The organism is Bythopirellula polymerisocia (assembly GCF_007860015.1).
GTDB classification, from domain to species: Bacteria; Planctomycetota; Planctomycetia; order Pirellulales; family Lacipirellulaceae; genus Bythopirellula; species Bythopirellula polymerisocia.
The window spans coordinates 454,730-479,686 of the sequence record NZ_SJPS01000004.1 but is presented as its reverse complement, the minus strand read 5'-3'; the positions used below and the strand labels follow the sequence as shown (position 1 = coordinate 479,686).

The window sequence follows — 24,957 nt, the reverse complement described above, 5'->3', positions numbered from 1 at the left end:
CGAAAATGGATCCCGACACAACATTACCAGTACTTCTGATGGCCGCCTGGCTGGTGCCACTGGCGTCATTCGTGCTGATCGTCCTGTTCGGTAAATACATGGGCCCCCGCGGCATCGGGGCAGGCTACTTATCCGTGCTGGCGATCGTCACCTCGGCCATTTTCAGCCTGATCGCGATGTTTGGCGTCTGGCTTCCCAACCATGATTTCCCCGCCGCTCATGAATCTGAGCACAGCTCCTCCACTCATGACGGCGCGGTTGTTTCAGCGACCGATGAGTCCCATTCCAAGGACTCCCACTCGAACAACCCCCACCCCGACTATTACACCGGCGATTGGTATTCCCTCGGCGAATTCGGCACTCTCAAACTTACGATCGGCTATTACATCGACTCGCTGACGGTGGCCATGTTCTGTATGGTTTCTGTAATCGCGTCCTGCGTACACATCTATGCCTTGGGCTATATGCACGATGAACTGCACGAGCAGTTTGTCGATCATGAAGTGACCCTCTCCAGTGGTGAGCACCTGCATCGCAAGGGTCGGTTTTACCGGTTCTTTCAGTATCTGTCGCTGTTCTGTTTCAGCATGTTCGGCATCGTGATCGCCGGCAATGTGGCGATGGTGTTTGTCTTTTGGGAACTGGTCGGCATCTGCTCATACTTCCTGATCGGATTCTACATCGAACGGCACAGCGCATCGACTGCCGCCAATAAGGCTTTCATCGTCAACCGTATCGGCGACTTCGGCATGCTCATCGGCATGATGGCCCTGTGGTCCAGTGTGGGCACCTTCGCTTTCGGCGACATGAAGAACGAAAAGGGAGAAGTCGAGCAAGGCCTCTTCAGTCTGCTCCGTCCTGAGGAAAGCGAATACCAACTCGCCCCCCCCGCTGGAATGATCGCCGAACAAAAACGCATGTTTGCTGGCGACCCCAATGCTTCCGCCGGTGACGCCGCAACACCGGCCATCGACCCCAAGCGTAACACCCAAGGCCAATGGCTCCTCTTTATCGCCGGGGTCGGTATCTTCTGCGGCTGCGTGGGTAAAAGTGCCCAGTTTCCTCTGCATGTCTGGCTCCCTGACGCGATGGAAGGACCCACCCCCGTCTCGGCCTTGGTGCATTCGGCCACAATGGTCGCGGCAGGCGTGTATTTGGTCGGTCGATTCTACCCGTGTTTCTCGCCCGAAGCCCTGTTGGTCATCGCCTACGTCGGGTGTATCACGCTCTTTATTGCGGCAACCATCGCCATCACAGCCACCGACATTAAACGCGTTCTCGCTTACTCGACGGTGAGCCAACTTGGCTACATGATGCTTTCTCTTGGCTTGGGTGGCTGGGTTGCTGGAATGTTCCACTTGATTACCCATGCCTTCTTCAAAGGCCTGTTGTTTCTGTGCTCTGGCTCAGTGATCCATGCCGTGCATACTAATGACATGACTTTTATGGGGGGCCTGCGCAAAAAGATGCCGATCACAGCTTACACAATGCTTGTCGGTTGTCTGGCGATTATCGGTGCAGGCTTTCCTTTGTCTGTATACGGCTTGAGCGGTTACTACTCCAAAGACGCGATCATTGAACAGGCCTGGAGCTTTGGAAGTGTCAACCCACAACATGCGATTCTCAAATGGGCTCCGGTCGCAGGTGCGTTCATAACCGCATTCTACATGTTCCGTTTATGGTACATGACTTTCGCAGGACAGCCCAGCGATCCGCATCGCTACGATCATGCCCATGAATCGCCACGAGTGATGACTGGTCCGCTGATTGTGTTGGCCGCTTTTGCAATAGGAATCGGCTGGCCCATTTTCCATGTCAATGACTTGCTGGAACAAGGCCGTCCAGTGGGAACTCTCTCTGCCACGCACGGGGAATTGCTGACCAACCTGACGATTCCTAGCGAGCACGACAGCCATGTCCCCTTGATCAAAATTCCGGCTGGTATCGCTGCTTTCTGCACGGCGTTGGCGGGTGTATTATTGGCGAGCATTATCTACCTATGGCGACTCTTAAATCCCGACGAACTCAAGGAGAGCTTCAAACCTCTCTACGGATTCTTGTGGAACAAGTGGTACTTTGACGAACTTTATAATTATTTGTTCGTCAAACCGACACTAATTGTCTCTCATTGTGCTGCTTGGTTCGATCGCAATATCATCGATTCGATCCTGCACACCTCCGCTGCAATCTGCAAGGCTTGCTCGAAGGTGGTTGATGCCCTGTTCGATCAAACGGTCGTCGACGGCACGGTGAACACTCTAGCCAGCGGTACTTGGGGATTAGGACTCTGGCTCCGAAAAATACAAACCGGCAGCCTGCGGCAATACGTGATGTTCATCGTCATCGGAACGGTGGCCCTGTTTGTGACCATAAGTATCGTCCAGGCCTATTTCATCCCCACAAGTTGATTCCCTCAGTCCCTGACCACTAACCACTAGCTCAATACTATGACACTCAGCGACCCGAAGGTTTATCTGAGCCTCTTGGTTTTCCTGCCCGCAGTGGCAGCCTTGGTGCTGGCCGTGTTGCCACGCCTCGCAGACGAATCCTACAAGCTGATCAGCTTGGCGGTGACCATTTTTGTATTCATCCTCACGCTCGGTTTCTTCCGCTCAGGAGCGCCTATCGACTTTGAGGCGGGTGTCGCCGAGATGCAAAACCTGTTCAACGTCGATTGGATCCCCTCTTTCGGAATCCAGTATTTCATGGCTATGGACGGCATCAGCTTCCCACTTGTCGTGCTGACGGCATTCTTGTCGGTCCTGGCTATGGGAGCGTCCTGGCCCATTACCAAACATGTGAAGGGCTACTGCATCCTGTTCCTGCTCTTGGAAACGGGCATGTTAGGCGTCTTTATGGCTCTCGATTTCTTCTTGTTCTACGTCTTCTGGGAAGTGATGCTTCTGCCGATGTACTTCCTCATCGGGGTCTGGGGCGGTCCGCGGCGTGAATACGCGGCAATTAAGTTCTTTCTGTATACATTGGTCGGCAGCGTGTTGATGTTGATCGCTATTTTGATGCTGTACTTCAACAGCGACCTGACGCGACTCGACGCCCAGCAACTGGCCGATGCGGGCATTGTCTCCGTGGAAAAAGGAGGGGATGCTGCCCAATCGTTTGAGAAGTGGAAAGAGAGCGATTTGCCTCTCGCACAGAGATATGCAGAGATCACCAAAGAAGCCGATCTTACTCAGCGAAAGCAATTACACACGTTCAACATCCTTGCTCTTCAACAGATGGGCCAGCATACCGATCTGTTTGATGGCGAGGCACTTTGGGGTAAGAGCACGCAATGGTGGGCTTTCTTGCTACTGTTTATTGGATTCGTGATCAAGGTCCCCAGCGTGCCGCTGCATACCTGGTTGCCCGATGCCCACGTCGAAGCCCCCACGCCGATCTCAATGATCCTGGCCGGTATCCTCTTGAAGATGGGTGGCTACGGCCTTATCCGGATTTGCTACCCAATTTGCCCGAACGCAGGGTACCAAATGGCCTATTTTGTCTGCTTCGTCGGGGTGCTGAGTATGGTATACGGTGCCTTTGCTGCCTTGGCTCAAAAAGATTTCAAGCGAATGGTCGCCTACAGTTCCGTGAGCCATATGGGCTACGTGGTGTTGGGACTCGGCGTTTGGAGTGCCGTCGCCGATACAGGCTACAATCCCGATTACTGGAAGATGGGTGCCAACGGCGCCATGTTCCAAATGATCGCCCACGGCATCAGCTCGGCGGGTATGTTCTTTATGGTCGGCGTCATTTACGACCGCGTACATCATCGTGATCTCGATAAGTTTGGTGGCCTGTTTGCCAAAATGCCCCTCTACAGCGGACTGGCCGTCGGTATATTTTTCGCTGGCTTGGGACTTCCCGGTTTGTGCGGCTTCATCGGCGAAGTGTTTGTCGTGTTGTCGGTCTGGAAATACAGTTATGCCCTGGCCATCATCTCTGCGGCAGTAGTGATTCTGACCGCGGGCTACATCTTGTGGGCGATCCAACGGGTTTACCTAGGTGCGGAGTACAAGGGCCCTCATGGTGAAGCGATCACTCCGATTACGATGCGAGAGCTCTCCATCGCTGTGCCGTTATTGGTGCTGGCCATTGTCTTTGGAGTTTATCCGACGGCTCTACTCAACTACATGCAGCCCTCGGTGGATATGCAGATCGACCGGCTAGCAGTTTGGACCGAGGAACACGACAACCGCGCCACCGCTTCCAATCCGTTGGGCTCACAAGATGGCCAAGTCGCCGACGCTTGGCAACGTTAGTTGCAGCCATTAAAGAATAACCATAATCAAATTTAATCGAATAGTAGCATTCCACTGTGCAACCTGTGACCCTCCAAAACGTCGTTGATTCGCTCGTCGACAATACGCTTGACATGAGCCTGCCGTTTTTCCGGCCTGAACTGGCTCTGTGTGCAACGATTGTCATCTTGCTGTTCGTGCGCATTTTCAAGGGAGGAGAATATATTCCCTCCTTCTTTATTGCCATTTTGGGTTCGATAACCGCGCTCATTTTGGCGTTTCCTGCCGAAGGCTTTGAATCCTGGGCGACCATGCCGCGGCAAGAGTTGTTCACTGGCATGTTGGTCTACGACACTCTCACGGCATTTATCCGGATATTCTTGTTGTCGTTTGTCGTGCTGTTCATCATCCTCTCGAGATTGACTGGCATTGCCGATGCGAAGGACGGCCAAGACTACTACGCTTTGGTCTTAGGTGCCACACTTGGCATGTGTATCATGTCCTCGGCTAACCACATGATGATGCTCTTCATGGGAGTAGAAATGGCGAGCGTGCCCTCTTATGTGCTCGCTGGTATCGTAAAGGGCCGTCAGAGGAGCAGCGAAGCAGCACTCAAGTACGTGATCTACGGAGCTGGCACGGCTGGCGTAATGCTTTACGGCATTAGCCTACTGACTGGCGTCTTGGGCTCAGCCCATTTGCCGACGATGGCGGCAAGTCTTGCGGATCTCGATATTCCCAATCTGCTTACCACTGCCGAGGGTCGGCTGACGGTCATGGTGCTGGTGCTGGGCGGATTGATGCTGGGAGTAGGCTTAGCCTTCAAGCTGTCTGCGGTGCCTTTCCACTTTTGGTGTCCCGATGTTTTTGAAGGTGCTTCGGCCGAGGTCGATGCCTTTTTGTCGGTAGCATCAAAAGCCGCAGCCCTTGTGTTGCTGCTGCGTGTCGGAGCAGGTCTAGGGCTGACCACTGCCGAACTGCCTGTGGCCGACTCTGCGGACCCTCCTCGGGTGATAGCAGTCGCTGCAAATGAAACAACTGCCCCGACACAGAATGCCGTGCTTGTGAAACAGGTTGCTGACTCTCAGGATGCTACGCATGTCGGTGGCGGCCCACTCTCGCCAGTCCGTCGATTCTTTGTGATCCTGGTATCATTGATCGCAATCGTCTCCTGCACTTTTGGCAATCTAGCGGCCTATGGTCAGACCAACATCAAACGGATGCTCGCCTATTCCACGATTGCTCACGCGGGGTTCATGATGATGGCCGTCGCGGCGGCGATTGCCTTGGCGGGTCGTGATGTCGTGGATGCCCGCACGGCAGTCTCTGCTCTATTATTGTATATCACTCTCTACTTGTTTATGAATTTGTCAGCTTTTGCCATCGTCGCGTTCTTGCGGAATGAAATGCACAGTGAAGATATCGCTGACTATGCTGGATTAATCCGCACCTCCCCCCTGACGGCGGTGATGATGACGGCCGTCCTGGTGAGTTTGATTGGTCTTCCTCCATTGGCTGGTTTCTGGCCCAAGCTGCGGGTGTTGCAAGCACTCTATATGGCCGGTGGACCGTTGATGACATTTGTCCTGGTTGCTGCCGCTCTCAACACGGCTATTGCGCTGGTATATTATCTTCGCGTGGCCAAGACGATGTGCATTGACCCGGAACCCGACACACGCGGGGCGGTCTCTCTAGGGTTTTTGCCCGCGGCGTTCGTATTTGTGGTTTCTGTGCCGGTTTTGATCTTCGGTATCCTCCCAGGCCCCTTGGCCAACTGGACCGATCTGGCCGTCTCTCAACTGTTTAGCTAATTGGCCCACGGTATTGAGGAAACATGTTTCAAGCTTCGCTTTACCATCTGCTGAACCAATTGCTGGGCATCGTGGGGAAATCTTTCCCCCAGTACATTCGTTACTCGCGGCCCTACATGCCACCTGGTAGCGAAGCGATTGTCGACACCATCGAAGCCATCGTCCACGATCAGGATGTCTTGGCCGAGAGGATTGGTGTGCTCTTGGTGGACGCCGAAGCCCCTCTGCGCCCAGGTGGGTTTCCCATGGAATACACTGACACGCATGACCTGAGTATCGACTATCAACTCGCGGCGGCAATCGGTTACCAACAGCAAGACATTGATTCGATCCGTGCCCTCATCGACGAACTGCAATCCTACCCCGAAGCGAAAGCCCTCTGCGAAGAAGCACTCGGCATGGCAAAGGGCCATCTCGAATCGCTGCAGGAAGTCTTGCCTGCTAGTAGCTCGGCTTCTTAACGGTTGTTCTTTGCAGTCGACAAAGGTCGATTAGATCACTTCCTTAGAACTTTGTTAGTCGAACATCTTTCCTGAGGAACCGGTTTTTTAGGCCTGCTCTTGTCGTGTCAAACCCACCAATCCTAGAATTCGAAAACGTCGGTTATCGGCAACAACAAACGCAGATCCTGTCGGACATCAATTGGATGCTTGACGATGGTGAGCATTGGGCTGTACTAGGACCCAATGGCTCCGGCAAGACGACCCTGCTGGAAGTTGCCTGCGGTTATCTCTGGCCATCTTCGGGAAGAGTCTTGCGTTTGGGTGAAGAAATGCTCGACCTAAGGCAACTACGGAGGAGCATCGGCTGGGTTACTTCTGAATTAGCCACCAAAATCCCATTGGAGGAAACCGCTCTGGAGACAGTCGTCACAGGTCGGCTAAGCCAATGGGGGCTCAAATTTTTTCTCGGCGACCAGCCCTCGGAACAAGATTTTGCCGACGCACGTGCGTTACTCTCTCAGCTCAGCTGCTCCCACCTAGTTGCAAAACCATTCGGAGTGTTATCGCAGGGAGAACGGCAGCAAGTGCTGATCGCTCGAGCCCGGATGGCTGAGCCATTCTTGCTAGTATTGGATGAGCCTTGTGCGGGGATGGATCCGGGGGTGCGCGAAAGGTTTCTCGGATGGCTCAATGAGGTTGTAAGCAAAACTACGGGACCAACCACGATACTCGTAACTCATCATCTCGAAGAGATCGTTCCCTGCATATCCCAAACCCTGATGCTGGCTGAAGGTCGAATTGTAGCCTCGGGCCGGACACACGAAGTGGTGACGAAAACAAGAATCGAAGAAGTCTATCAAACCTCACTTTATAAGCTGGAAAATGTGGCGGGGCGACTTTGGCCCTTGTGGAAGTAACTTCTACAACAACAGCACTTCACCCAACAGAAATCTGGCATGTGGGGTGGCTCGCACAAGTTCGTGAAACAAATTTTCACGCACTGTGTTTCGACTCCCCAATGGAACTCGTCTGGTATAATATGAAGTAACTCATCCCTTCTTTTCGTCTACTGGAGTCTTTTCGATGCGCCTTAGACTTTCTCGCTCGGGCAACCGTTCGCCGTTGACTGGTTTTACCTTAGTAGAGCTGCTGGTGGTAATCGCCATCATTGGGGTACTGGTTGCCTTGTTGCTACCGGCAGTACAAGCGGCGCGGGAATCTGCCCGCCGCACACAATGTATCAATAATCTTCGCCAGCTCGGTCTGGGGATGCTCAACTTTGAGTCAGCCAAGGGAGTCTTTCCCACGGCTGGTGGGGCCGTATCGCAGTTTCTGAATCGGGCCGATCTCTCGAAGCCTGCTTATGGCTACGAGAATGCCAGTTGGATGTACCAGATACTTCCCTATATCGAACAACAGAATCTAGCCAATATGCGACGTGGGGATGGCAACCTGAATGCGGGCTTTGTCGAGACAGGGCTCGCCGAGATTCCTGTGTCGGCATTCAACTGCCCGACGCGTTCCGGCCGAATCGCCACTATCGGCACGGACATCTACGCACTGGGCGACTATGCAGGTGTCATGGCGAGTTGGAATGATCCAGGGTGGCAAGGATTTGCCTGGCAGGATACTGTCGCACCAAATCCCAATGAGGAGACTGCCGTGTGGACAGGCATCTTAGTTAAGGGTGGTCAGGTAAAAAAGAATCAAAGTCCTCCGCAGATTTGGAAATTCGGCGAAGTCGATTTTGCTTCAATTGAGGATGGAACTTCGAACACCATTCTCCTAGCCGAAAAATCTGTTCAGAGTAAATTCTGGACAATCCCCAGCTCTAGTCCTTGGCCTTTTTGGGAAGTATACGGATATTACACGGGAGCAGACTGGCCAGTGATGAGAATGTTCGGCGCACTAACACAAGGTTCAGCGAGTCCGTCCCCGGAAGTTCCGATTCGAGGTGACGATGAGAGAAGTGGCGGTCAGTCGCAAGAATTCGGATTCGGATCTGCTCACCCAGGAATCATCAATACTGTTTACGGCGACGGATCGACGCATACCATTTCTGATTCAGCTGATCTTCTTATGCTTGACCACCTAGGAAAGAGAGCCGATGGGTCTCTCGTATCCTCAGCCGAATTATAGGTCCTCGTGTCGCTCTCATTCTGGCTTGCCTAATTCGTACTCTTGTGAAAGTCACATGAAAAAAATCTGCCGATTACCCCTTGCAATTGTCAGTTGCCTGTTAATTCTCAGCCTGATCCCCGGATGCGGCCGAAAACTCGATGTGAACGAGGCCATTGCCAAAGTCAATAAAAACAATATTCAGCGTCTCGCAAATCTCTACTTTACCTACCAGATGAAGCATGACTGGCAGGGACCTGCCGACGAAGCAGGCTTCAAAAATTTCCTTCGCTCGTATAATCCCCAGAAACTCACCCGAATCGGCATAGACCCCAATGCCATCGACGAGTTGTTTGTCAACGAACGTGATGGCGAGCCGTTTAAGATTCGGTACTCGGTTGTAGGTAGTGCGATGGGTAGTTCCGAGCCGGTAATCTTTGAATCCGTCGGAATTGACGGGAATCGGATGGTTGGATTTTTAGATATGACCCAGCGTGAAGTCGACGAGGCTGAATACGAGAATCTCTGGTCAGGAAAGTTTCAGCCTCCGCAGACCAATCGTGATGATATTCGACAACGCTGAGGGAAGAGGTTTTATTTCTCTTTCTCTGATGGTGGATCACCTCCACGCTCCTTCCACACATCCCGCTTCGCTTTGAGTAGCCGCTCGGTATAAGACTCTGGGGTGGGTGCATCCAGCTGGTCGGCTGTCGGCGTGGGTTTCTTCGTTGGTGTCGGCGCGGTCGTGGGTTCTTTGGCAAGGGGCGAAGGACCAGTCGCACTCTGGGCGGTCCCTTCGAATCGGCTGGCAGAACGCTGGCGTTCGATTTGTTGGCCGATCTCTTGTTTCTTGCTGCGGAGGCGGCCGATTGTTTCCGGCACAGGAGCCTCTCGCTGGCGACGGAGCAATTTGTCCCGCACCTTTGCCAGGAAAACATTCATCCAGAGGAAGTTGATCTGCACGCGGCGAACAAACACATCACCGAGAAAAATACAGCTACCGATCACGATCAGCCACGGCCAGATTGATTGGTTCGAAATAGCCGGCGGCAAGTCGCGGCGGAAGGGGTTTTCGTCCTCGACTAGTTCTGCCTCTGTGGCGTTAAGTCCTGACTCAACCAAAGTGCCGCGCGGAGCGTCTTTGGGGGCGAGCTCGGCCAGCGTCCGTAGCAGAGCCATGTTGGTTTGGTAGTCACGATACTCGGCTGAATATCCGACATTCACGCCAGTGCGGATCGGGGCTTTTCCAGAACCGGGGTTGATTACCACCAGATAGCTGCCAGCCAGCTCCGAAGGGAATTCGCCCGTGTAGCGACCAGGTGCAGTCTGCTCGATATGGAACGGGATCGAGGTCATGTCGGGGGCCACGACCGTGCCGCTGAGCGACTGGTTGTTGAGGAACTGATCGTCCTCATCGAGCGCAGTCACGATCACCTCCGTCGAACCATCGCGGACATTGGTAGCGATATTGAAGATCCCCGCGTCGTCGGTGGGTCGCATCGACCAGCGAACGAGTTGGCTAAAGAATTTGTCGTAGTTGTCCCAACTCGTCCAATCGGAAGCCCAGCGTTTGCCGGCGTCAGTGGTCAGCGCGGCTGCCTTGCCTGCCCCATAAGTCCAGGCGGCCAACACAGTCGCATTTTTCTCGGTTGTGGGTTGTGGCGAACGGAGGATTACCTCCACGAGCGGATTGTCTTTCACACTCGTAAGCACAAAGCCGCTGATTGGCGGCACACCTCCCTCGAATCCATCCAAAATCTCGTGCTGCGAAACGATCTGTGGTTGCACCGGTGGCTTGGGCTCATACACCAAAGGCCGAGCAATCCGCCGAGTTTCGCGCTGATAAATCTTCGGCAGTGCGTTGGCACTCTTCACTTCGTAATACTTGCCACCGGTGAAAGTGGCGATCTTCTGCATCTCTTGGCTACCAAGTGTTCCGTGAGATCCGACTGCCACGGTCGTCACTTTGACTTGTTGTTGCTTGAGCAGATTGAGCGTCGCGGTAGTCGGGGGTTGGGGGTCCCCGTCGCTGATGATAATCATGTGTTTTACTGCGGCGTCTTTGACCCCGGCGAAGGCGGTCGCCGCCATTTTCATGGCTCCATCGAATGCGGGCATGTCTCCGATGGTCATTTGATCGACGCGGCCGAGCATCATCTTGCGATTCGGGCCGACCCGAATCAGTCCCCCCTGGCTCGCTCCCCAGAGCCAACTGTCGTTGCCATTCCACTGCACGAGTCCACAATAGTCACGGCTGCCGAGCATCTTGATCGATTCAAACGCAATTCGTTTCTGCCAATAGTTCGCTTGAGGCATCTCGCCTGCGTGCATCATGAGCACGAGGGCACCGACCGGCGTCACCTTGGCATTCTTGATTTCAAAATCGACCGGCATCACTTTTTCTAGTTCGGTGTTGGTCCAACCACCCGCGCCAAACGTATCCGGGCCGCCGAGCATAATCAGCCCGCACCCGAGTTCACGAGTATTCCTCTCCAGCATGCTGATCTGGTCGTCGCTGAAGCTGGACACATTGTCCGCGTCAGTTCCCGAACTGCGCGAGACATTGGTCAGGATGATCGAATCATAACGCTGCAACTCCGCCAGCGAACTGAAAAGTCGATCGGTGGTCGTGACAGTCACCGTGATATCCTCAGCACGGAGTCGATCCACGAGATAATCGAACTCACCTTGCTTCTCCCAGTTTTCGATCAGCAGGACGTGCCCCTTGCCCCGCACGTGGGTAAAGGCCGAGGCAGTGTTGTTCTGAGTCATCCCGTCTGCCGCCGGATCGTCCGGCGAGAAGCGCGCTTCGTAAGTGTAGAAATCGGGCAGGTCGATCTCCTCGGGGACAGTGAAAACTCGCTTGCCGGGGGGAACTTCGATGTCCTGTTCGATGATGGGGTCTTCGCGGTCACCTGTCTTGCGGATGACTCTCAGTTTGCCTTTGACGGGCCGAGCGGAGCCTTCCGGTGCGTCGTTGCGCATGACGACACGCATTTGAAACGGCTGCCCGCGCCGAGCATTGGCAGGCACATCCAACTTTTCCACCGACACTTCGCCACGTGCCGAGAGCATCACCGGCACCACGTCGATGCTCACGCCGGTGGCTGACGCTGAACGTGCCTCACGACGAGCGTTGCCCAGGTTTTCGTTGCCGTCGGAGAGAATGACAATCCGCTTGGCGGCGTCCGCTGGGAACATCGCCTTGGCGCGCTGAATAGCCGTCGCCAAATCGGTGTACTCAGGATCAAGAATCGCTTCGGTGCGCGTGGGTAGCGGAAGCTGCACATTCACCAGCGGCATCTCGACGGCCGCGTCTTTACCGAACACGATCACCGCATAACGATCATTGCGACTCTCGTCCTGGTGCTCCATGATCGAGTCGTTCACAAACTCCACCATATCCTGCCGATCGTCGGTCGGGATGCTAAGCGACTGGTCTAAGAGATAAATGACCGTGAGCTGGTCATTTCGGCGCTGATACTGAATGTCGGCCAGAGAAAGGACGATCACCGTGAGCACCAAGGAGCGAAACACCAATGCTGCCAGTCGGCGCCAATAGCCGAGCCCCGAGAGGCTATCGTAACTCCACCACCACATCAGCGGCAGGAGCAACAAGAGCAGCAGGTAGCCCGGGCTATCAAAGGTGAAACTGTGTTCCCACATGACTGATCTATCTGATCCGATCAAAAAATTATGCGCTGCACGCGATGATTGTTGGAGTCGAGTACATGGAGTCTTCCCTGGCTGTCGCGGGCTAGGGCCCAGGGGTTGTTGAGTTTTCCTGGTTCTCGACCCTGGGATCCCCAGCAGCCGAGTGATTTTCCCTCCAGCGTAAACTTTTGCACTCGATGATTGCCATACTCACAAATATAAATGTGCCCCTGGCCATCCAGGGCTAGATCGTAAGGATAATAAAGCTCACCCGGCTGGCTGCCTTCCTGTCCCCAGCAATTAAGAAGTTTCCCCTCGGTATCGAAAACCTGCACCCGATGGTTGCAGGCATCCACGACCCAGATTCGGTCCTCGGCGTCGATCTCCAAATTCTGCGGACGGCGGAACTGCCCAGGCTCTTCGCCGGGAGAACCCCATTCTAAGAGGAATTCACCCTCCGGAGAGAATTTCTGAATTCGGTCGAAGTCACCATATTCGGCGATGTAGAAATTACCCTGGGAGTCCTCGACCGCGTCGGTGACAAATCCAAACTCACCCGGACCGTGGCCCAGCGTGCCACCGATGTTTGCCTCGGGGATCGGATTCCCCTCAGAATCGTAGACTAACATCTGATAGTAATGCGTGTCAGCCACCAAGAGTCGGCCTTGCCGATCGATTGTCAGCCCCGAAGGCCTGCCGTTCGCACTCTCAGGAGTATGCCAGCTCCGCAGAAAATGGCCATCCACATCAAAGACCTGGATGCGAGCCGTCATGTCGACGATATACAGGCGATCGTGGGCATCGATGGCAATGGCACGAGGTTTTTGAAACCTCCCCGATGAGATACCACGTATTCCCCAAACCAAGTCGGGTGCCTCGCTCTGCCCGCTAAATGGAACGCAACCGAGCGAGAAACAGAGCAGCGCCATAAGAGTGCCTAATCGGCGCGGGCAGAACATCATTTCTCTTGCGGTGAGGCGAGTTGACATATTACCTAGTGTAGCGATTCGCAGCGATATCTGCTGGCTCAGCCGGTCTAAACGCAAACTATTGCCTGGTAAGGAGATGCATCCGAATATCCAGGTCCATTTATCTTGACCCACAAAGGCTGATGCGACTATAGTTACGCTTCGGGGTGATTAGGACCGGCCCGTCAGGTCTGGCTATTGCCCCCTGACCGTTCCCCTTTTTTTTTCCTCTACTCCTGGCCAGTTCTTGGCATCTGCTTATGCCGCCAATCGTAATTGATCTACGCCAGGCTGAAGATACGCGGGATGTGGTTCATCGAGCAGTTCAAATGCTTGCCGAAGGGAAGTTGGTGATCTTCCCTACCGAGACCGTTTACGGGCTTGGAGCCAGTGGTCGTCATGCGGAAGCGGTCGAGCGGATTTTTGCTGCTAAGGGCCGCGCCCACGATCTCCCCCTGGCGCTGGCGATCAAGAGTGCTGAGGAAGCCTTCGACTACGTCCCCAATCCCGGGAAAATAGCCCAACGCTTGGCCCGGAGGTGTTGGCCCGGTCCTGTGACCCTGGTCGTCGACAATCACCATGAAGAAAGCCTGCTCCGCCAGTTGCCTGCCTCGGTGCAAAAGGCGGTGGCACCGAATGGTTCCGTGGGACTTCGCGTGCCTGCCCATCAGATCGTGCAAGACGTCCTCGGGATGCTTTCGGGGCCTATCGCTCTCACGAGTTCGAATTGGTCGGGAGAAGCTGATGCCAGAACCGCGGAAGAGGCCCTAAATGGCCTGAGTGACTACGTGGATCTGGTCCTCAACGACGGCCCCTGTCACTACGGTCAGCCCTCGACAGTGGTACGTGTGACGGAGAAATCTTACAATTGTCTTCGAGAGGGCGTCGTGGGTAAAAGCACATTAGATCGTTTATCAAGTATGATCGTATTACTGGTCTGTACTGGCAACACCTGCCGCAGCCCGATGGGCGAGGCTTTGCTAAAGAAATTAGCAGCGGAAAAGGTAGGGTGCGCCGTCGATGAGCTGGAACAGAACGGAGTCGTCGTTGCCTCAGCAGGGGTGGCTGCCCTCCCCGGTTGCGCTGCCAGCATGGAAGCCGTCGAAATCATGAAGGAGAAAGGGATCGACATCTCGCGCCACGAATCACAGCCACTGACGGACAATTTGGTGCGCCATGCGGACCTCATCTTCGCCATGACTAATGGCCATCGTCACGCGATATTAAGGCGTTGGCCCGAAGTGTCTAGCCGCACCCATACATTGAGGGTCGATGGGGGAGACATCAGCGACCCAATCGGTGGGCCCAAAGCCCTTTATAGAGAATGCGGGGAACAGGTCGAATCGGCACTCCGGGAAAGGCTCGAGTCCGTTGATTTTACCTAAAAATCATGGTAGGAATGATGTTTGAGCGGAACGGCGCTAGCCGCCGGTTCCGTGGAATAACTGAGCGGATCGGCGAACCGCCGGTTCCCAAGGATAGCTGAGTAGTTCGGCCCTTGCCGCCGGTGGCTAGCGGCATTCTGCTCACTTTCTTCGAGTTCAAACTCGCATTGATGCGAAAGGTGTTCGACATGAAAATTGCCATCGGTAGTGACCACCGGGGATACCACCTCAAGGAGAAGCTGGCGGCCATCTTGCGGTCCAAGGGTCACGAGGTAGAAGATGTCGGTACCGACGTCACCGAATCGGTTGACTATCCCGACTTCGCGGCAATCGTCGGGCGCAAGGTAAGCGAACAATCCGCCGACCGAGGCATACTGATCTGCGGCACAGGGATTGGCATGGCGATCACCGCCAACAAATTCCCCCACGTGCGGGCCGCTCCCATCACCGATGAGGTGACTGCCGAAATCAGTCGTCGCCACAACGACTTGAATGTGCTCTGCCTGCCTGCCGACATGCTCAGCCCTCGCATGGTCGAACGGATGGTCGAAGTTTGGATCGAAACAGATTTCGAAGGAGGACGCCACTCCCGCCGCGTCGACAAAATCACAGAAATCGAAAAACACACCCTGCAAACCTAGCCTCGCGCCTCGTTACAAACGCTGATCTAATCCCCCAGGCCGAACCGAGCAACGCGAGTTCCTGCCTGCGGCTATTGCCTCCGAACTACAAACCCGGCCAAAGTCGCGCTATGGTGCTGACTGTAACTATTGTTACTTGGGCAGTCGATAAGAATCTGGACGGGATGGAGCTCTTGGGGGCTTTCGAACTTTCTTTGCCGCCGTTGCGTAAGCACCTAAGCAGGGTAACAAATCCTATAAAGTTACCTCGGGCCGCCCCTCGGCCCATGGATGAGACGCGATTTTGCTGGCTCCGCTGACGGCGGTTTTTGCAGATCGTTATTGCACCAGAACAGGGGCCCCCGCCACCAGAATCTGACCTGCCGGTCCTGCCGGTTGAAAGTTTAGCCTGTCCAAGGAACGCAAAATCATGACTTCAACAACTTCTGTAACTCACGAACAAATTGAATCACTCTCCAAAGAAATCGAAGCACACAGCAATCCATTCCGCGAATTGATTGCCGAAGTCGGCAACACGATCGTTGGTCAGGAAGTGCTGATTCATCGCATGCTGGTTGGACTGCTTGCCAACGGCCACTTGTTGATTGAGGGTGTTCCCGGTCTGGCGAAGACCACGGCGGTGGCTTGTCTGGCTAAGGGGATCCAAACCGATTTCCAGCGTCTGCAGTTCACGCCTGACTTGCTGCCGGCCGACCTGATCGGAACCTTGATCTATCGTCCTCAAGATCAGGAGTTTGTCGTTCAGAAGGGACCGATTTTCTCCAACATCATTCTCGCCGATGAAATCAATCGCGCTCCTGCCAAAGTCCAAAGTGCGCTGTTGGAAGCGATGCAGGAACGACAGGTGACCATCGGCAGCCACACCTACCCGCTCGACGAACCATTTCTCGTCATGGCGACCCAGAACCCTGTGGAGCAGGAAGGAACCTATCCGTTGCCAGAAGCTCAAATGGATCGCTTCATGCTCAAGGTTGTGGTGAACTATCCGAATCGCGACCAGGAGTTGGAGATTCTCGAACGGATGTCGACGACCAATCCTCAGATCGCAACCAAGGCGGTCACCAGCCCCGCAGAAATTCTGGGCGCCCGCAAGCTTGTCGACAGAATTTATGTCGACCGCAAAGTGCAGGAGTATATTGTCGATCTGGTTATCGCTACTCGCGAGCCCAAGGCGTACGGTCTGGCTCTCGAAGAATTTATTCAATATGGTGCCTCGCCACGTGCGACGATTAACCTGACATTGGCGGCAAAGGCAAATGCGTTCTTGCATGGCCGCGGCCACGTGCTTCCTGCCGACGTTAAGGAGATCGCCCTTGATGTGCTACGACACCGGGTTATCCTCACCTACGAAGCCGAAGCGGAGGAGAAGACTTCGGAGGATATCGTCCGGACCATTATGGACGCGGTTCCTGTGCCTTAACCCTTCCGAATTAACATCGGTTTACGACCCTGACCCACATTCAATTTAGATACCAATGCTGCCTAGTACGATTATCAAGAAGATACGCCGCATCCAGATTCATACGACACGTATCGTCGATGAATTGTTGGCTGGCCAGTGGGACTCGGCGTTTCGCGGAAGCGGCATCGAGTTCGAAGAGGTACGCCCCTATCAGTTCGGTGACGATGTGCGTGCAATCGACTGGAACGTGACTGCTCGTACCGGTCGGCCTTTCATCAAACTGTTCAAAGAAGAACGCGAGATGTCGGTGATGCTGCTGGTGGACCAAAGTGCCTCGCAGGGCATGGGCTCCCACTGGCAGACCAAGCGCGAGCAAGTGACGGAACTCAGTGCCACGTTGGCGTTCTCTGCGATCAAAGGCAACGACCGAGTTGGGCTGACACTGTTTACCGACGGCATCGAGAAGTTCGTGCCGCCCCGCAAGGGGACCCGCCACGTGTTGCGACTCATCCGCGAACTACTCTATTGTGACCCGATGGGGCACGGCACCAGCCTGACGAAGGTGCTCGACCACCTGAACCGCACCATGGCACGGCGGACGGTCGTGTTCCTGATTAGCGATTTTCAGGACACGGGCTACGAAAAGTCACTCAAAGTCGCCCGCCGCAAACACGACATCATACCAGTCGTGGTTGCCGATCAGCGGGAAATGAAAATGCCGAACGTGGGGTTGGTTCGGTTGCGAGACGCCGAAACTGGTCAGATGATTACTTTTGACACTTTCAGCCGCGCTAATCGTCGAGCTTACGAAGAGCATGCCAAGCGAAGGATGGAGCAGCGCGACACGCTATTCCGCAAGTTGAACCTCGACCCCATCCATCTGTACACGGGAGAGGACTTTGTCGAACCACTGCAGAGGTTCTTCCATCGAAGGGAGAATCACCGATGATTTTATCAAAACGCATTTTACCTTTCGCCCTGCTGGTCACGTTGACGTCGGTTACATCACTTGTCGCTCGTGCTGACTCCAGCTTGCATCGGTCGCAGGTCAGGCAAGGCCCGGTAACTCTCAGCGTAAGTGTCGACAAGGTCGTAGCACAAGTTGTCGACCCCGTGCAGCTGGTCCTGGAAGTGACGGCCCCACAAGGGACACATGTCGAAATGCCAAGGCTCCCTGAGAAACTGGGCGACTTCGAAGTTCGAGATAGTGAGACACTTCGAGACATTCCACGAGCTGAAAATGCAAATGACCGGCTCTGGATATTGAAAGCTACCCTCGAGACGATCAAGACGGGCAGCGTAGAGATTCCGTCGCTCGACGTGCATTTTTCTACCCTCGAAAACGCGACAGTGTTCGAGACAGTTCAGAGTCAACCCATCGAGATTCAAATCACTAGTGTGCTGGAGGATCGTTCAGATCCGACCAAGTTCCGCGACATTAAGGACGTGGTCGACGTCGCCGTGCCTGAGGAGAGTTCCAATGCATGGGTCGTGTGGACCGTGGCAGGCGTCAGCATTGCCGCAGCTGTTGCCCTGGCAGCGGTGCTGTTGACTAGGCGAAATCGTGGCCCGACACCAGCAGCATGGGCGCTCGCACAAATCGAAGACTTGCAGCAGCTTCTGTCTGACAGTTCTGCTGATCCCGAGTTGACTTACAACGAATTGGTAAACGTCGTCCGCGAATTTTTTGAATACGAATACAATGTACCGACACTCACTCGGACCAGCCATGAATTCCTCCTCGAAGCGGCAAAGACCGTGCAACTGGGGGATACCCCTCGCCAGCGGCTTGCCTCGCTCATGGCGGTAGCCGACGACATCAAGTTCGCTTGCCATGGAGTGGACAACCAACAGCTCCAACAAGCATTTGAAGACGTCAAGGCCTTTGTGCTCGAATGCGAAGTGCACCGTGAAGCGTTGGAAAGGGAGGATGCCTGATGTTCCATAATCCCTGGATTCTGGCGTTGTTACTGCTGCTCCCGGTGATTGCCTGGCGAATGTGGACCGGCGCTCGACAGACAGCGGTACCGTTCAGTTCCATTGAGCACCTTCAACATTTGCGCCCTACTTGGCGACAACGACTGGCTTGGCTGCCAGCCGCACTCACTCTGGCTGCCATCGCAGTTACTATCATCGCCCTCGCGAGACCTCGGGAAGGCCGTGAGCAAACCGTGGTGGATGCCGACGGCATTGCCATCGAGATGGTGGTCGATCGCTCAGGAAGTATGCGGGCACTCGATTTCAAAATCGATGGACAACACGTCGATCGGCTAACTGCCATTAAAAATGTCGCGGGCCGGTTTATCGGGGGCGACGACAAGGTTCAGGAGGAGGATGGCCTGACAGGCCGGGTGAGTGACCTGGTGGGGCTGGTCACTTTCGCTGGCTTTGCCGACGCAGTGACACCACCGACTCTGGACCATGCGTTTGTGATGGCACAATTGAATCACCAGGATATCGTCGTAAAACGTGCCGAAGACGGCACGGCCATTGGAGACGCGATCAGCTTGGCGGTGGAGAAACTCAATTCGCTCGACGACCGGAAAGAGAAGAAAGTGAAGAGCAAAGTACTCGTGCTGCTCACCGATGGCGAGAACAATGCCGGCGAAGTCGATCCACAGCAAGCGGCTGAGTTGGCGAAGAAGATGGACATCAAGATCTACACGATCGGCGTCGGCACACGCGGTCGGGCTCCTGTGCCGGTCATTAATCCTTTATCCGGTCGTGAAGAAATCAGATGGGCCGAAGTGAACATCGATGAAGACGCCCTGCGGAAGATCGCCGCAACCACAGGAGGGAAATACTTCCGCGCTACGAACACCGAATCGCTCACGGAGATCTATCGCGAGATTGACCAACTCGAGAAGACCAAGATCGAAGAACAACGTTTCGTCGATTATCGCGAGTTGGCGGTTCAGTCGATACCCCTGGGCACGTTGAGTTTTCCACCTCTAGTATTGGTGGCATTAGGTCTGCTCTCCGCCCGCGTGCTACTTAGCAATACCCTGTTCCGCGAATTTGCCTGAAACCATCTAACAACACTATTTCGTTATGGACATCCACTTTGGCAACTTGACTCAGCTAACCTGGCTTTGGCTTCCAGTGTTGTCGCTTGCAGCAATATTGCTCGCAGCCGCAGCCGGTCGTCGGGCGAGAAAACGTTACGCTACGGCCAACCTGATCAGTCGTGTATTGCCTGGATCCACCAAGCTCCGCACAATTCTGTGTGCGGCGCTTGTGACGGGAGCCATGGCTTTGATGGTGGTGGCACTGATCGACGTACGCTGGGGCAAGGTGTCGCGCGAGGTTCCTCAAAAGGGCATCGAAGTGATGTTTGTGCTCGACGTTTCGCGATCGATGCTGGCCGAAGACGCGTCACCGAATCGACTTGAACGGGCAAAGCAGCAAATCAAGGACTTAGTCGACGAAATGGCAGGCGACCGCGTCGGCCTGGTCGTCTTTGCCGGGGACGCTCGACAACAGATTCCACTCACCACCCACTACGACGATTTCAAGCAATCTCTCGACGAGGTGGGACCACACAACATGCGGCGCGGAGGCTCGCGGCTAGGAGAAGCGATTGAAGTTGCATCGCAGTCGTTTCTGACCAAGTTAAACGCCCACAAAGCCATCGTCATTTTCACCGATGGCGAAGATCAGGAAAGCGATCCAGTAGCAGTTGCCAAGCAGGCGCACCAAGATGCGGGCATACGGATTTTCACCGTTGGACTTGGCGACATGGACAAAGGCGCCCGTATTCCTCTGACAGCCGATGGTGGCAAAGAGTACCTGCAGCACGACGGCGAGCAGGTGTGGTCTAAACTACACGGAGACATTCTCCGTCAAGTAGCGGTAGAAACCGATGGTGCTTACATTCCAGCCGGCACCAAGCAAGTGAACATGTCCGCCGTTTATCACAGCTATATCGCCGACGTCGAGCAAATGGAATTCGAAACGGCACAGATAAACCAATACGAAGCCCGTTTTCAGTGGTTCCTGGCGCCAGCGCTTTTGCTCTTGTTGGGTGAAGTCGTGATCGCCACCTGGCCCAATCGTCGTGCTAGCCATGTCGACTCGGCTACGGCAGTGTACAAGGAGCATGGGATCCCACAGCAGGACAACAAATCAACCGCCGAACATTCGACCGCAGCATGACGACAATGCAAAAAACAATGTGTTCGATTATTCTCCTGGTGAGCGTCGCCAGCGCCGGAACGCTGCGCGCCGACGATGCCGACCGCGCTGTGGCCACGCAGATCAATACGGCGAATAGCCTGCTGCGAGATGGCGACGTCGATGGGGCAATCGCCGCCTATCAGGAATTGCAGGAACTCGTTCCGCCATCGGCCAACCTTGAGTACAACTACGCTGTGGCGCAGTATCGCAAGGGTGACGTTTCAGCCTCAGCGGACCATTTCAAGACGTTAGCGGCGGCGGACAATGATGCGATCGCTGCCAAGGCACGGTTCAATCTCGGTAACTGCGATTACGTGAACGCCCTCCAACAAGCGGAACAGGATCGCCCGGCAGCTATTGAGAACTTGGAATCGGCGATCGAAAACTATCGCAGCGCACTGGACGTCAACTCGGCCGATGCCGAAGCTCGTGCCAATATCGAGTTAGCATCTCAACTGATCGACAAGTTGCGTAAAGAAGAGGAGCAGGAGCAGCAACAACAACAGGATCAACAACAAAAACAGCAACAACAAGACCAATCCCAACAACAGCAGAACGAAGAGGACCAGCAACAGCAATCTGACGGTCAACAGGACCAACAGCAACAGAATGAGCAGCAGCAATCCGGTCAGCAAAGCGAAAACCAACAGCAGGACGATCAACAGCAAGAGCAGAACCAATCTCAGTCTGCTGAGAGTGCGAAACAAGATGAAAACTCTCAGGAAGAAGACTCAGAGCGATCTGAAGATTCACAGCAAGAAAACGATCAGTCCAAGGAACAGAAGTCCAAAGGTGAAGACGCTAAAGACAAGCAGTCAGCCAACGAGAACTCGCAGGCAGATCAACAAGAACGGCAAGACAATTCGTCGAACCAGACGCAGCCTATGGAGAATCGCAGCCAGCAGAACTCGGCCGAGAACGGCGAGAAAGAGAGTTCCTCTCCAGAGACTGACGCAACCCACGAAGAGCAAGGTAAGCAGCCACCCAAGGGTGAGCTGTCGGCCGCACAACCTTCCGATCAGAAGGACAAGGTCAGCCAACAGAAATCGGCTGCCGTTCAGGCTGGGGAAGAAGGCGAAATTACGGAGGAAGAGGCCGCAAAAATGCTGCAAGCGATTCGCGATCGCGACATGATTCGTCGCCTCCGCCAGCAGGCTGCAGAACGCAATCAACACATTCCAGTCGACCGCGATTGGTAATTGGCTACGAACCACGAGGAACCTCTCCAACCCAAGAATCATGCAACATTTCATCTCAAATATCTGTCGTTTCCTAGTACTGGCCACTTTGATCGGTGGCGGCGCGCTCCAGGCGTCGGCGGCGGATGTGCGAGTCGGCGTCTCATCAAGGGACACTTATGTCGGTATGCCCGTCGTTTTGCAGATTCAAGTCAGCAACGCGTCGAGCGTCGAGCCGCCCGTCATCCCCACAGTGGATGGCCTCGATATTCATTCTCGCGGCACTCCCTCGCAAAGCACTCAGATTACGGCCATCAACGGCAGAACGACAAAGAACACATCACTGACTTATGTCTACGAAGTTGTTCCAGTACGGGCTGGCAGCTTTCGCATCCCGCCTATCACGATTGAAATGGACGGCACCCAAAAGCAGACACAGGCGATTGAGTTCGTCGCGTCCAAGAGTGAAACGGGCGACTTGATGTTCGTGGAAGTCGCCGGAAAAGAGAAGGAGATATACGTCGGCCAGGCCTTGGATTTGACCCTCAAGATTTGGCTGCGGCCTTTCCGCGACTCGGAACGAAACATCACCCTTTCGGCTGGTGACATGTGGAAGATGATCTCGCCAAGCTCCAGTTGGGGAGTGTTCGGTGATCGGATCGAGCAAATGGCCAACACCGGCCAGCGACCCAAGGCGCAAGAGGTGCTTCGAAAAGACCGCGATGGTGTCGAACATAGCTACTATCTGTACGAAATCGATGCGACTATTTACCCGAAACATGCGGGTGCGATCGCTGGAGACGACATTCACGTGATCGTCGAATATCCTACCGCGTTGGGCACCGCTCGCGATCCTTTTGCATCAATGTTTGATAGTATGCCTTTCCCCGGCGGATTTGGTATGGACGACTTCCCCTCGCCTTTTGGGCGGCGACTCGCGGTCCAGTCGGTCCGGCCCATTGTGTCTGATGCTTCAGTTGAGTCGATCAATGTACGCCCGATACCAACTGCAGACCGCCCCGGCGACTATCGCGGTGCCGTAGGGGACTATGGTATCGTGACTGAAGCTCGCCAAACTTCTGTGAAGGCTGGCGACCCGATCGAGTTGCTCATTGGCATCGTGGGGACCGGTCCGATGGAATTGGTGCAGGCCCCTCCACTGGCCGAGTTATCGGAATTGACAACCAATTTCAAGGTTCCCAACGAACCGCTGGCTGGATTTGTACAGGAGGATCGCAAAGTGTTCTCCACGACGATCCGACCGCGCAAAGATGGCATTACCGAAATCCCGGCCATACCGTTTACTTTCTTCGATCCACAGCAAGACCAATTCGTCACCGTACGCAGCAAACCGATCTCGATCCATGTCGACCCGACCGACACCTTGGCTCTTGACGCCATCGTCGGCAGCCGCTCAGCAGCAAGCAACCGCGTAGAGCAAGGAGTCGCGGCGTCTGGGGAACCGTCTGCGTCGTTTCAGAACTACTCTGGCGACGGCCTCTTGAGCAGTGAGGCGCCGCAGGACCTCAGCCCAGGTACGCTTTTCTTCTTAGTGACTTTGCCACCTTTGATCGTCGTTGGAATCGGAATCGCACTCAATCGAAGTAGCGTCTCACAACTTCTGGGCCGGCTTGGTTTTGGAAGCCATCAAGTGCAAACTCGAATCCTGGAGGCCAAGACTGCTGCCGAAGTCTGTCGTACGCTGCAATCTTACCTCGCTCGCCGGTTGGGATTAAACTCCGACTTGAAAGACACCTCCGAGATCATCGGGGCATTGCGGGCCGCCGGAAACCACAAGTTGGCAGTCCAATGTGAGAGAGTCTTCCACACAATTAACCAGCCCTATGCGAGTGGAGTAAGTCGCACGGCGTCGCTCGAAGATGTGAAACATGAAGCCCTCGAAGTGCTATCGGAAATGCAACGACACCACCTGCGAAAACACACCAAACCCAAGCCTCGGCAATTCTCGGCAGAGCAATTCAACCGCATCAAAGCTGGCCATGGAAGGGGAACCTCTCATGTAGCAAGTCTGGTAGTTCTTGCCGGGACGATCGCTTTGACCAGTTGCTTGGCGACCGCCGGTACGGTGCGAGAACCATTGATTCAGAGCACACCGAATGCCACAAGTCCGCAGGATGCACAATCAGAGCCTCGTGACATTAGCAGTGTGCTTGAAGCCGAACAGAAGCAAGCGATTCTGGAACAGGCCGGCCGGTTATACGACAGCGCTATGAACTCACACAGCCAGGACTCTGCGGATGCTAAGCAGGCATTCGCGAATGCCGCGGAGAAGTATCAACTGCTGGTTGACTCCGGCGTCGCAAACAGCCGTTTGTACGTGAATATGGCCAATACCTACCTGCAAAGTGGCCAGCAAGGCAAAGCGATAGCGAATTACAAGCGAGCACTAGAGATCGATCCAGGAAATCGCAAGGCACAGATAAACTTGGAGCACGCAATGCAATTGGTTGCCCCGTCCGTTTCCGAGGGCAGCGACGAAGTCGGGAATGACTTCGCTGCCCTAGCGTCAGCGACAATCGCTTGGCTAACTCGAAACCTGAGTCCGCGTTTCATGGGAGGAATAGCAGTCTCCGCCTGGTTCGCACTCTGGCTGGTCTTGGGACTGCGGCTGATTGGATTGCAATTCCCATGGAAAACGTTAGCGGCAACGGCTGGGGCCCTCGTTATCTTTTCAGCAAGTCTCTACAGTGTCTATGGGGCAAAATCTGACCACACGATCGCTATCATCAGTTCGCCATCCACAGAATTGCGTAAGGGCGACGGTCTCAGCTTTCCAGTGACTAATCTGAAACTGAGCGAAGGACAAGCGGTGGAGTTTCTGAAGCAAAGAGGTGATTGGCTTAAGATTCGTTCGGAATCAGGACAAACTGGCTGGGTTCAATCCAGGAACGTGGAAGTCATCTAGACGCCGTGTTCAAT

At 54.6% G+C, this 24,957-nt stretch carries 18 protein-coding genes; 16 read left to right on the top strand and 2 right to left on the bottom strand.

The features are described 5' to 3' along the window. Positions 1-5 precede the first annotated feature (5 nt). From nuoL to Pla144_RS14720, 7 genes are all read left to right on the top strand, one after another. Positions 6-2,408, top strand: coding sequence for an NADH-quinone oxidoreductase subunit L (nuoL, locus tag Pla144_RS14750; protein ID WP_146451443.1), 2,403 nt, complete (start codon positions 6-8; stop codon positions 2,406-2,408). A 39-nt stretch (positions 2,409-2,447) separates the two neighbouring features. Then, positions 2,448-4,262, top strand: a complete 1,815-nt coding sequence (locus Pla144_RS14745; protein ID WP_146451442.1) for a complex I subunit 4 family protein — start codon at positions 2,448-2,450, stop codon at positions 4,260-4,262. A gap of 56 nt (positions 4,263-4,318) precedes the next feature. Beyond that, positions 4,319-6,052, top strand: a complete 1,734-nt coding sequence (locus tag Pla144_RS14740) for an NADH-quinone oxidoreductase subunit N (protein WP_197530702.1) — start codon at positions 4,319-4,321, stop codon at positions 6,050-6,052. 23 nt (positions 6,053-6,075) lie between these two features. Further along, positions 6,076-6,513, top strand: coding sequence for a hypothetical protein (locus tag Pla144_RS14735; RefSeq protein ID WP_146451440.1), 438 nt, complete (start codon positions 6,076-6,078; stop codon positions 6,511-6,513). A 104-nt stretch (positions 6,514-6,617) separates the two neighbouring features. Beyond that, positions 6,618-7,412 (top strand): ABC transporter ATP-binding protein, encoded by a 795-nt coding sequence (locus Pla144_RS14730; protein ID WP_146451439.1) that lies wholly within the window; start codon positions 6,618-6,620, stop codon positions 7,410-7,412. A gap of 166 nt (positions 7,413-7,578) precedes the next feature. After that, positions 7,579-8,634 (top strand): DUF1559 domain-containing protein, encoded by a 1,056-nt coding sequence (locus tag Pla144_RS14725; RefSeq protein WP_146451438.1) that lies wholly within the window; start codon positions 7,579-7,581, stop codon positions 8,632-8,634. 55 nt (positions 8,635-8,689) lie between these two features. Next, the gene (locus Pla144_RS14720) at positions 8,690-9,196 is read left to right on the top strand and encodes a hypothetical protein (RefSeq protein ID WP_146451437.1); all 507 of its coding nucleotides are present in this window, start codon (positions 8,690-8,692) and stop codon (positions 9,194-9,196) included. Positions 9,197-9,207: 11 nt separating this feature from the next. On the opposite strand, the gene Pla144_RS14715 is transcribed toward Pla144_RS14720, so the two are convergent. Both Pla144_RS14715 and Pla144_RS14710 read right to left on the bottom strand, forming a co-directional pair. Next, positions 9,208-12,279, bottom strand: coding sequence for a VWA domain-containing protein (locus Pla144_RS14715; protein ID WP_146451436.1), 3,072 nt, complete (start codon positions 12,277-12,279; stop codon positions 9,208-9,210). Positions 12,280-12,299: 20 nt separating this feature from the next. After that, entirely contained in the window at positions 12,300-13,256 is a 957-nt protein-coding gene (locus Pla144_RS14710) for an NHL repeat-containing protein (RefSeq protein ID WP_197530701.1), read from the bottom strand. 239 nt (positions 13,257-13,495) lie between these two features. On the opposite strand from Pla144_RS14710, the gene Pla144_RS14705 reads away from it, so the two are divergent. From Pla144_RS14705 to Pla144_RS14665, 9 genes are all read left to right on the top strand, one after another. Further along, the gene (locus Pla144_RS14705; protein WP_146451435.1) at positions 13,496-14,620 is read left to right on the top strand and encodes an L-threonylcarbamoyladenylate synthase; all 1,125 of its coding nucleotides are present in this window, start codon (positions 13,496-13,498) and stop codon (positions 14,618-14,620) included. 188 nt (positions 14,621-14,808) lie between these two features. Next, a complete protein-coding gene (gene rpiB / locus Pla144_RS14700) occupies positions 14,809-15,261 on the top strand; it encodes a ribose 5-phosphate isomerase B (protein ID WP_146451434.1) in 453 nt (150 codons plus the stop codon). 409 nt (positions 15,262-15,670) lie between these two features. Beyond that, entirely contained in the window at positions 15,671-16,681 is a 1,011-nt protein-coding gene (locus Pla144_RS14695) for an AAA family ATPase (protein WP_146451433.1), read from the top strand. Between the two features lie 55 nt (positions 16,682-16,736). Beyond that, a complete protein-coding gene (locus tag Pla144_RS14690) occupies positions 16,737-17,612 on the top strand; it encodes a DUF58 domain-containing protein (protein ID WP_146451432.1) in 876 nt (291 codons plus the stop codon). Beyond that, on the top strand, positions 17,609-18,601 hold the full coding sequence (locus Pla144_RS14685; protein WP_146451431.1) for a hypothetical protein: 993 nt from the start codon (positions 17,609-17,611) through the stop codon (positions 18,599-18,601). The genes Pla144_RS14690 and Pla144_RS14685 overlap by 4 nt, the downstream gene beginning before the upstream one ends. After that, the gene (locus tag Pla144_RS14680; RefSeq protein WP_146451430.1) at positions 18,601-19,689 is read left to right on the top strand and encodes a vWA domain-containing protein; all 1,089 of its coding nucleotides are present in this window, start codon (positions 18,601-18,603) and stop codon (positions 19,687-19,689) included. The genes Pla144_RS14685 and Pla144_RS14680 overlap by 1 nt, the downstream gene beginning before the upstream one ends. Positions 19,690-19,714: 25 nt before the next feature. Then, the gene (locus Pla144_RS14675) at positions 19,715-20,818 is read left to right on the top strand and encodes a vWA domain-containing protein (protein WP_146451429.1); all 1,104 of its coding nucleotides are present in this window, start codon (positions 19,715-19,717) and stop codon (positions 20,816-20,818) included. A gap of 17 nt (positions 20,819-20,835) precedes the next feature. Further along, positions 20,836-22,038, top strand: a complete 1,203-nt coding sequence (locus Pla144_RS14670) for a hypothetical protein (protein ID WP_146451428.1) — start codon at positions 20,836-20,838, stop codon at positions 22,036-22,038. Positions 22,039-22,078: 40 nt separating this feature from the next. Beyond that, entirely contained in the window at positions 22,079-24,943 is a 2,865-nt protein-coding gene (locus tag Pla144_RS14665) for a BatD family protein (RefSeq protein ID WP_146451427.1), read from the top strand. The last annotated feature ends 14 nt before the right edge of the window (positions 24,944-24,957 follow it).

Bases quoted from the DNA above. Each gene is read 5' to 3' on its own strand.
- nuoL (WP_146451443.1), top strand. From the start codon at position 6: ATGGATCCCGACACAACATTACCAGTACTTCTGATGGCCGCCTGGCTG.
- Pla144_RS14745 (WP_146451442.1), top strand. From the start codon at position 2,448: ATGACACTCAGCGACCCGAAGGTTTATCTGAGCCTCTTGGTTTTCCTG.
- Pla144_RS14735 (WP_146451440.1), top strand. From the start codon at position 6,076: ATGTTTCAAGCTTCGCTTTACCATCTGCTGAACCAATTGCTGGGCATC.
- Pla144_RS14725 (WP_146451438.1), top strand. From the start codon at position 7,579: ATGCGCCTTAGACTTTCTCGCTCGGGCAACCGTTCGCCGTTGACTGGT.
- Pla144_RS14720 (WP_146451437.1), top strand. From the start codon at position 8,690: ATGAAAAAAATCTGCCGATTACCCCTTGCAATTGTCAGTTGCCTGTTA.
- Pla144_RS14715 (WP_146451436.1), bottom strand. From the start codon at position 12,279: ATGTGGGAACACAGTTTCACCTTTGATAGCCCGGGCTACCTGCTGCTC.
- Pla144_RS14710 (WP_197530701.1), bottom strand. From the start codon at position 13,256: ATGTCAACTCGCCTCACCGCAAGAGAAATGATGTTCTGCCCGCGCCGA.
- Pla144_RS14705 (WP_146451435.1), top strand. From the start codon at position 13,496: ATGCCGCCAATCGTAATTGATCTACGCCAGGCTGAAGATACGCGGGAT.
- rpiB (WP_146451434.1), top strand. From the start codon at position 14,809: ATGAAAATTGCCATCGGTAGTGACCACCGGGGATACCACCTCAAGGAG.
- Pla144_RS14695 (WP_146451433.1), top strand. From the start codon at position 15,671: ATGACTTCAACAACTTCTGTAACTCACGAACAAATTGAATCACTCTCC.
- Pla144_RS14690 (WP_146451432.1), top strand. From the start codon at position 16,737: ATGCTGCCTAGTACGATTATCAAGAAGATACGCCGCATCCAGATTCAT.
- Pla144_RS14685 (WP_146451431.1), top strand. From the start codon at position 17,609: ATGATTTTATCAAAACGCATTTTACCTTTCGCCCTGCTGGTCACGTTG.
- Pla144_RS14680 (WP_146451430.1), top strand. From the start codon at position 18,601: ATGTTCCATAATCCCTGGATTCTGGCGTTGTTACTGCTGCTCCCGGTG.
- Pla144_RS14675 (WP_146451429.1), top strand. From the start codon at position 19,715: ATGGACATCCACTTTGGCAACTTGACTCAGCTAACCTGGCTTTGGCTT.
- Pla144_RS14670 (WP_146451428.1), top strand. From the start codon at position 20,836: ATGTGTTCGATTATTCTCCTGGTGAGCGTCGCCAGCGCCGGAACGCTG.
- Pla144_RS14665 (WP_146451427.1), top strand. From the start codon at position 22,079: ATGCAACATTTCATCTCAAATATCTGTCGTTTCCTAGTACTGGCCACT.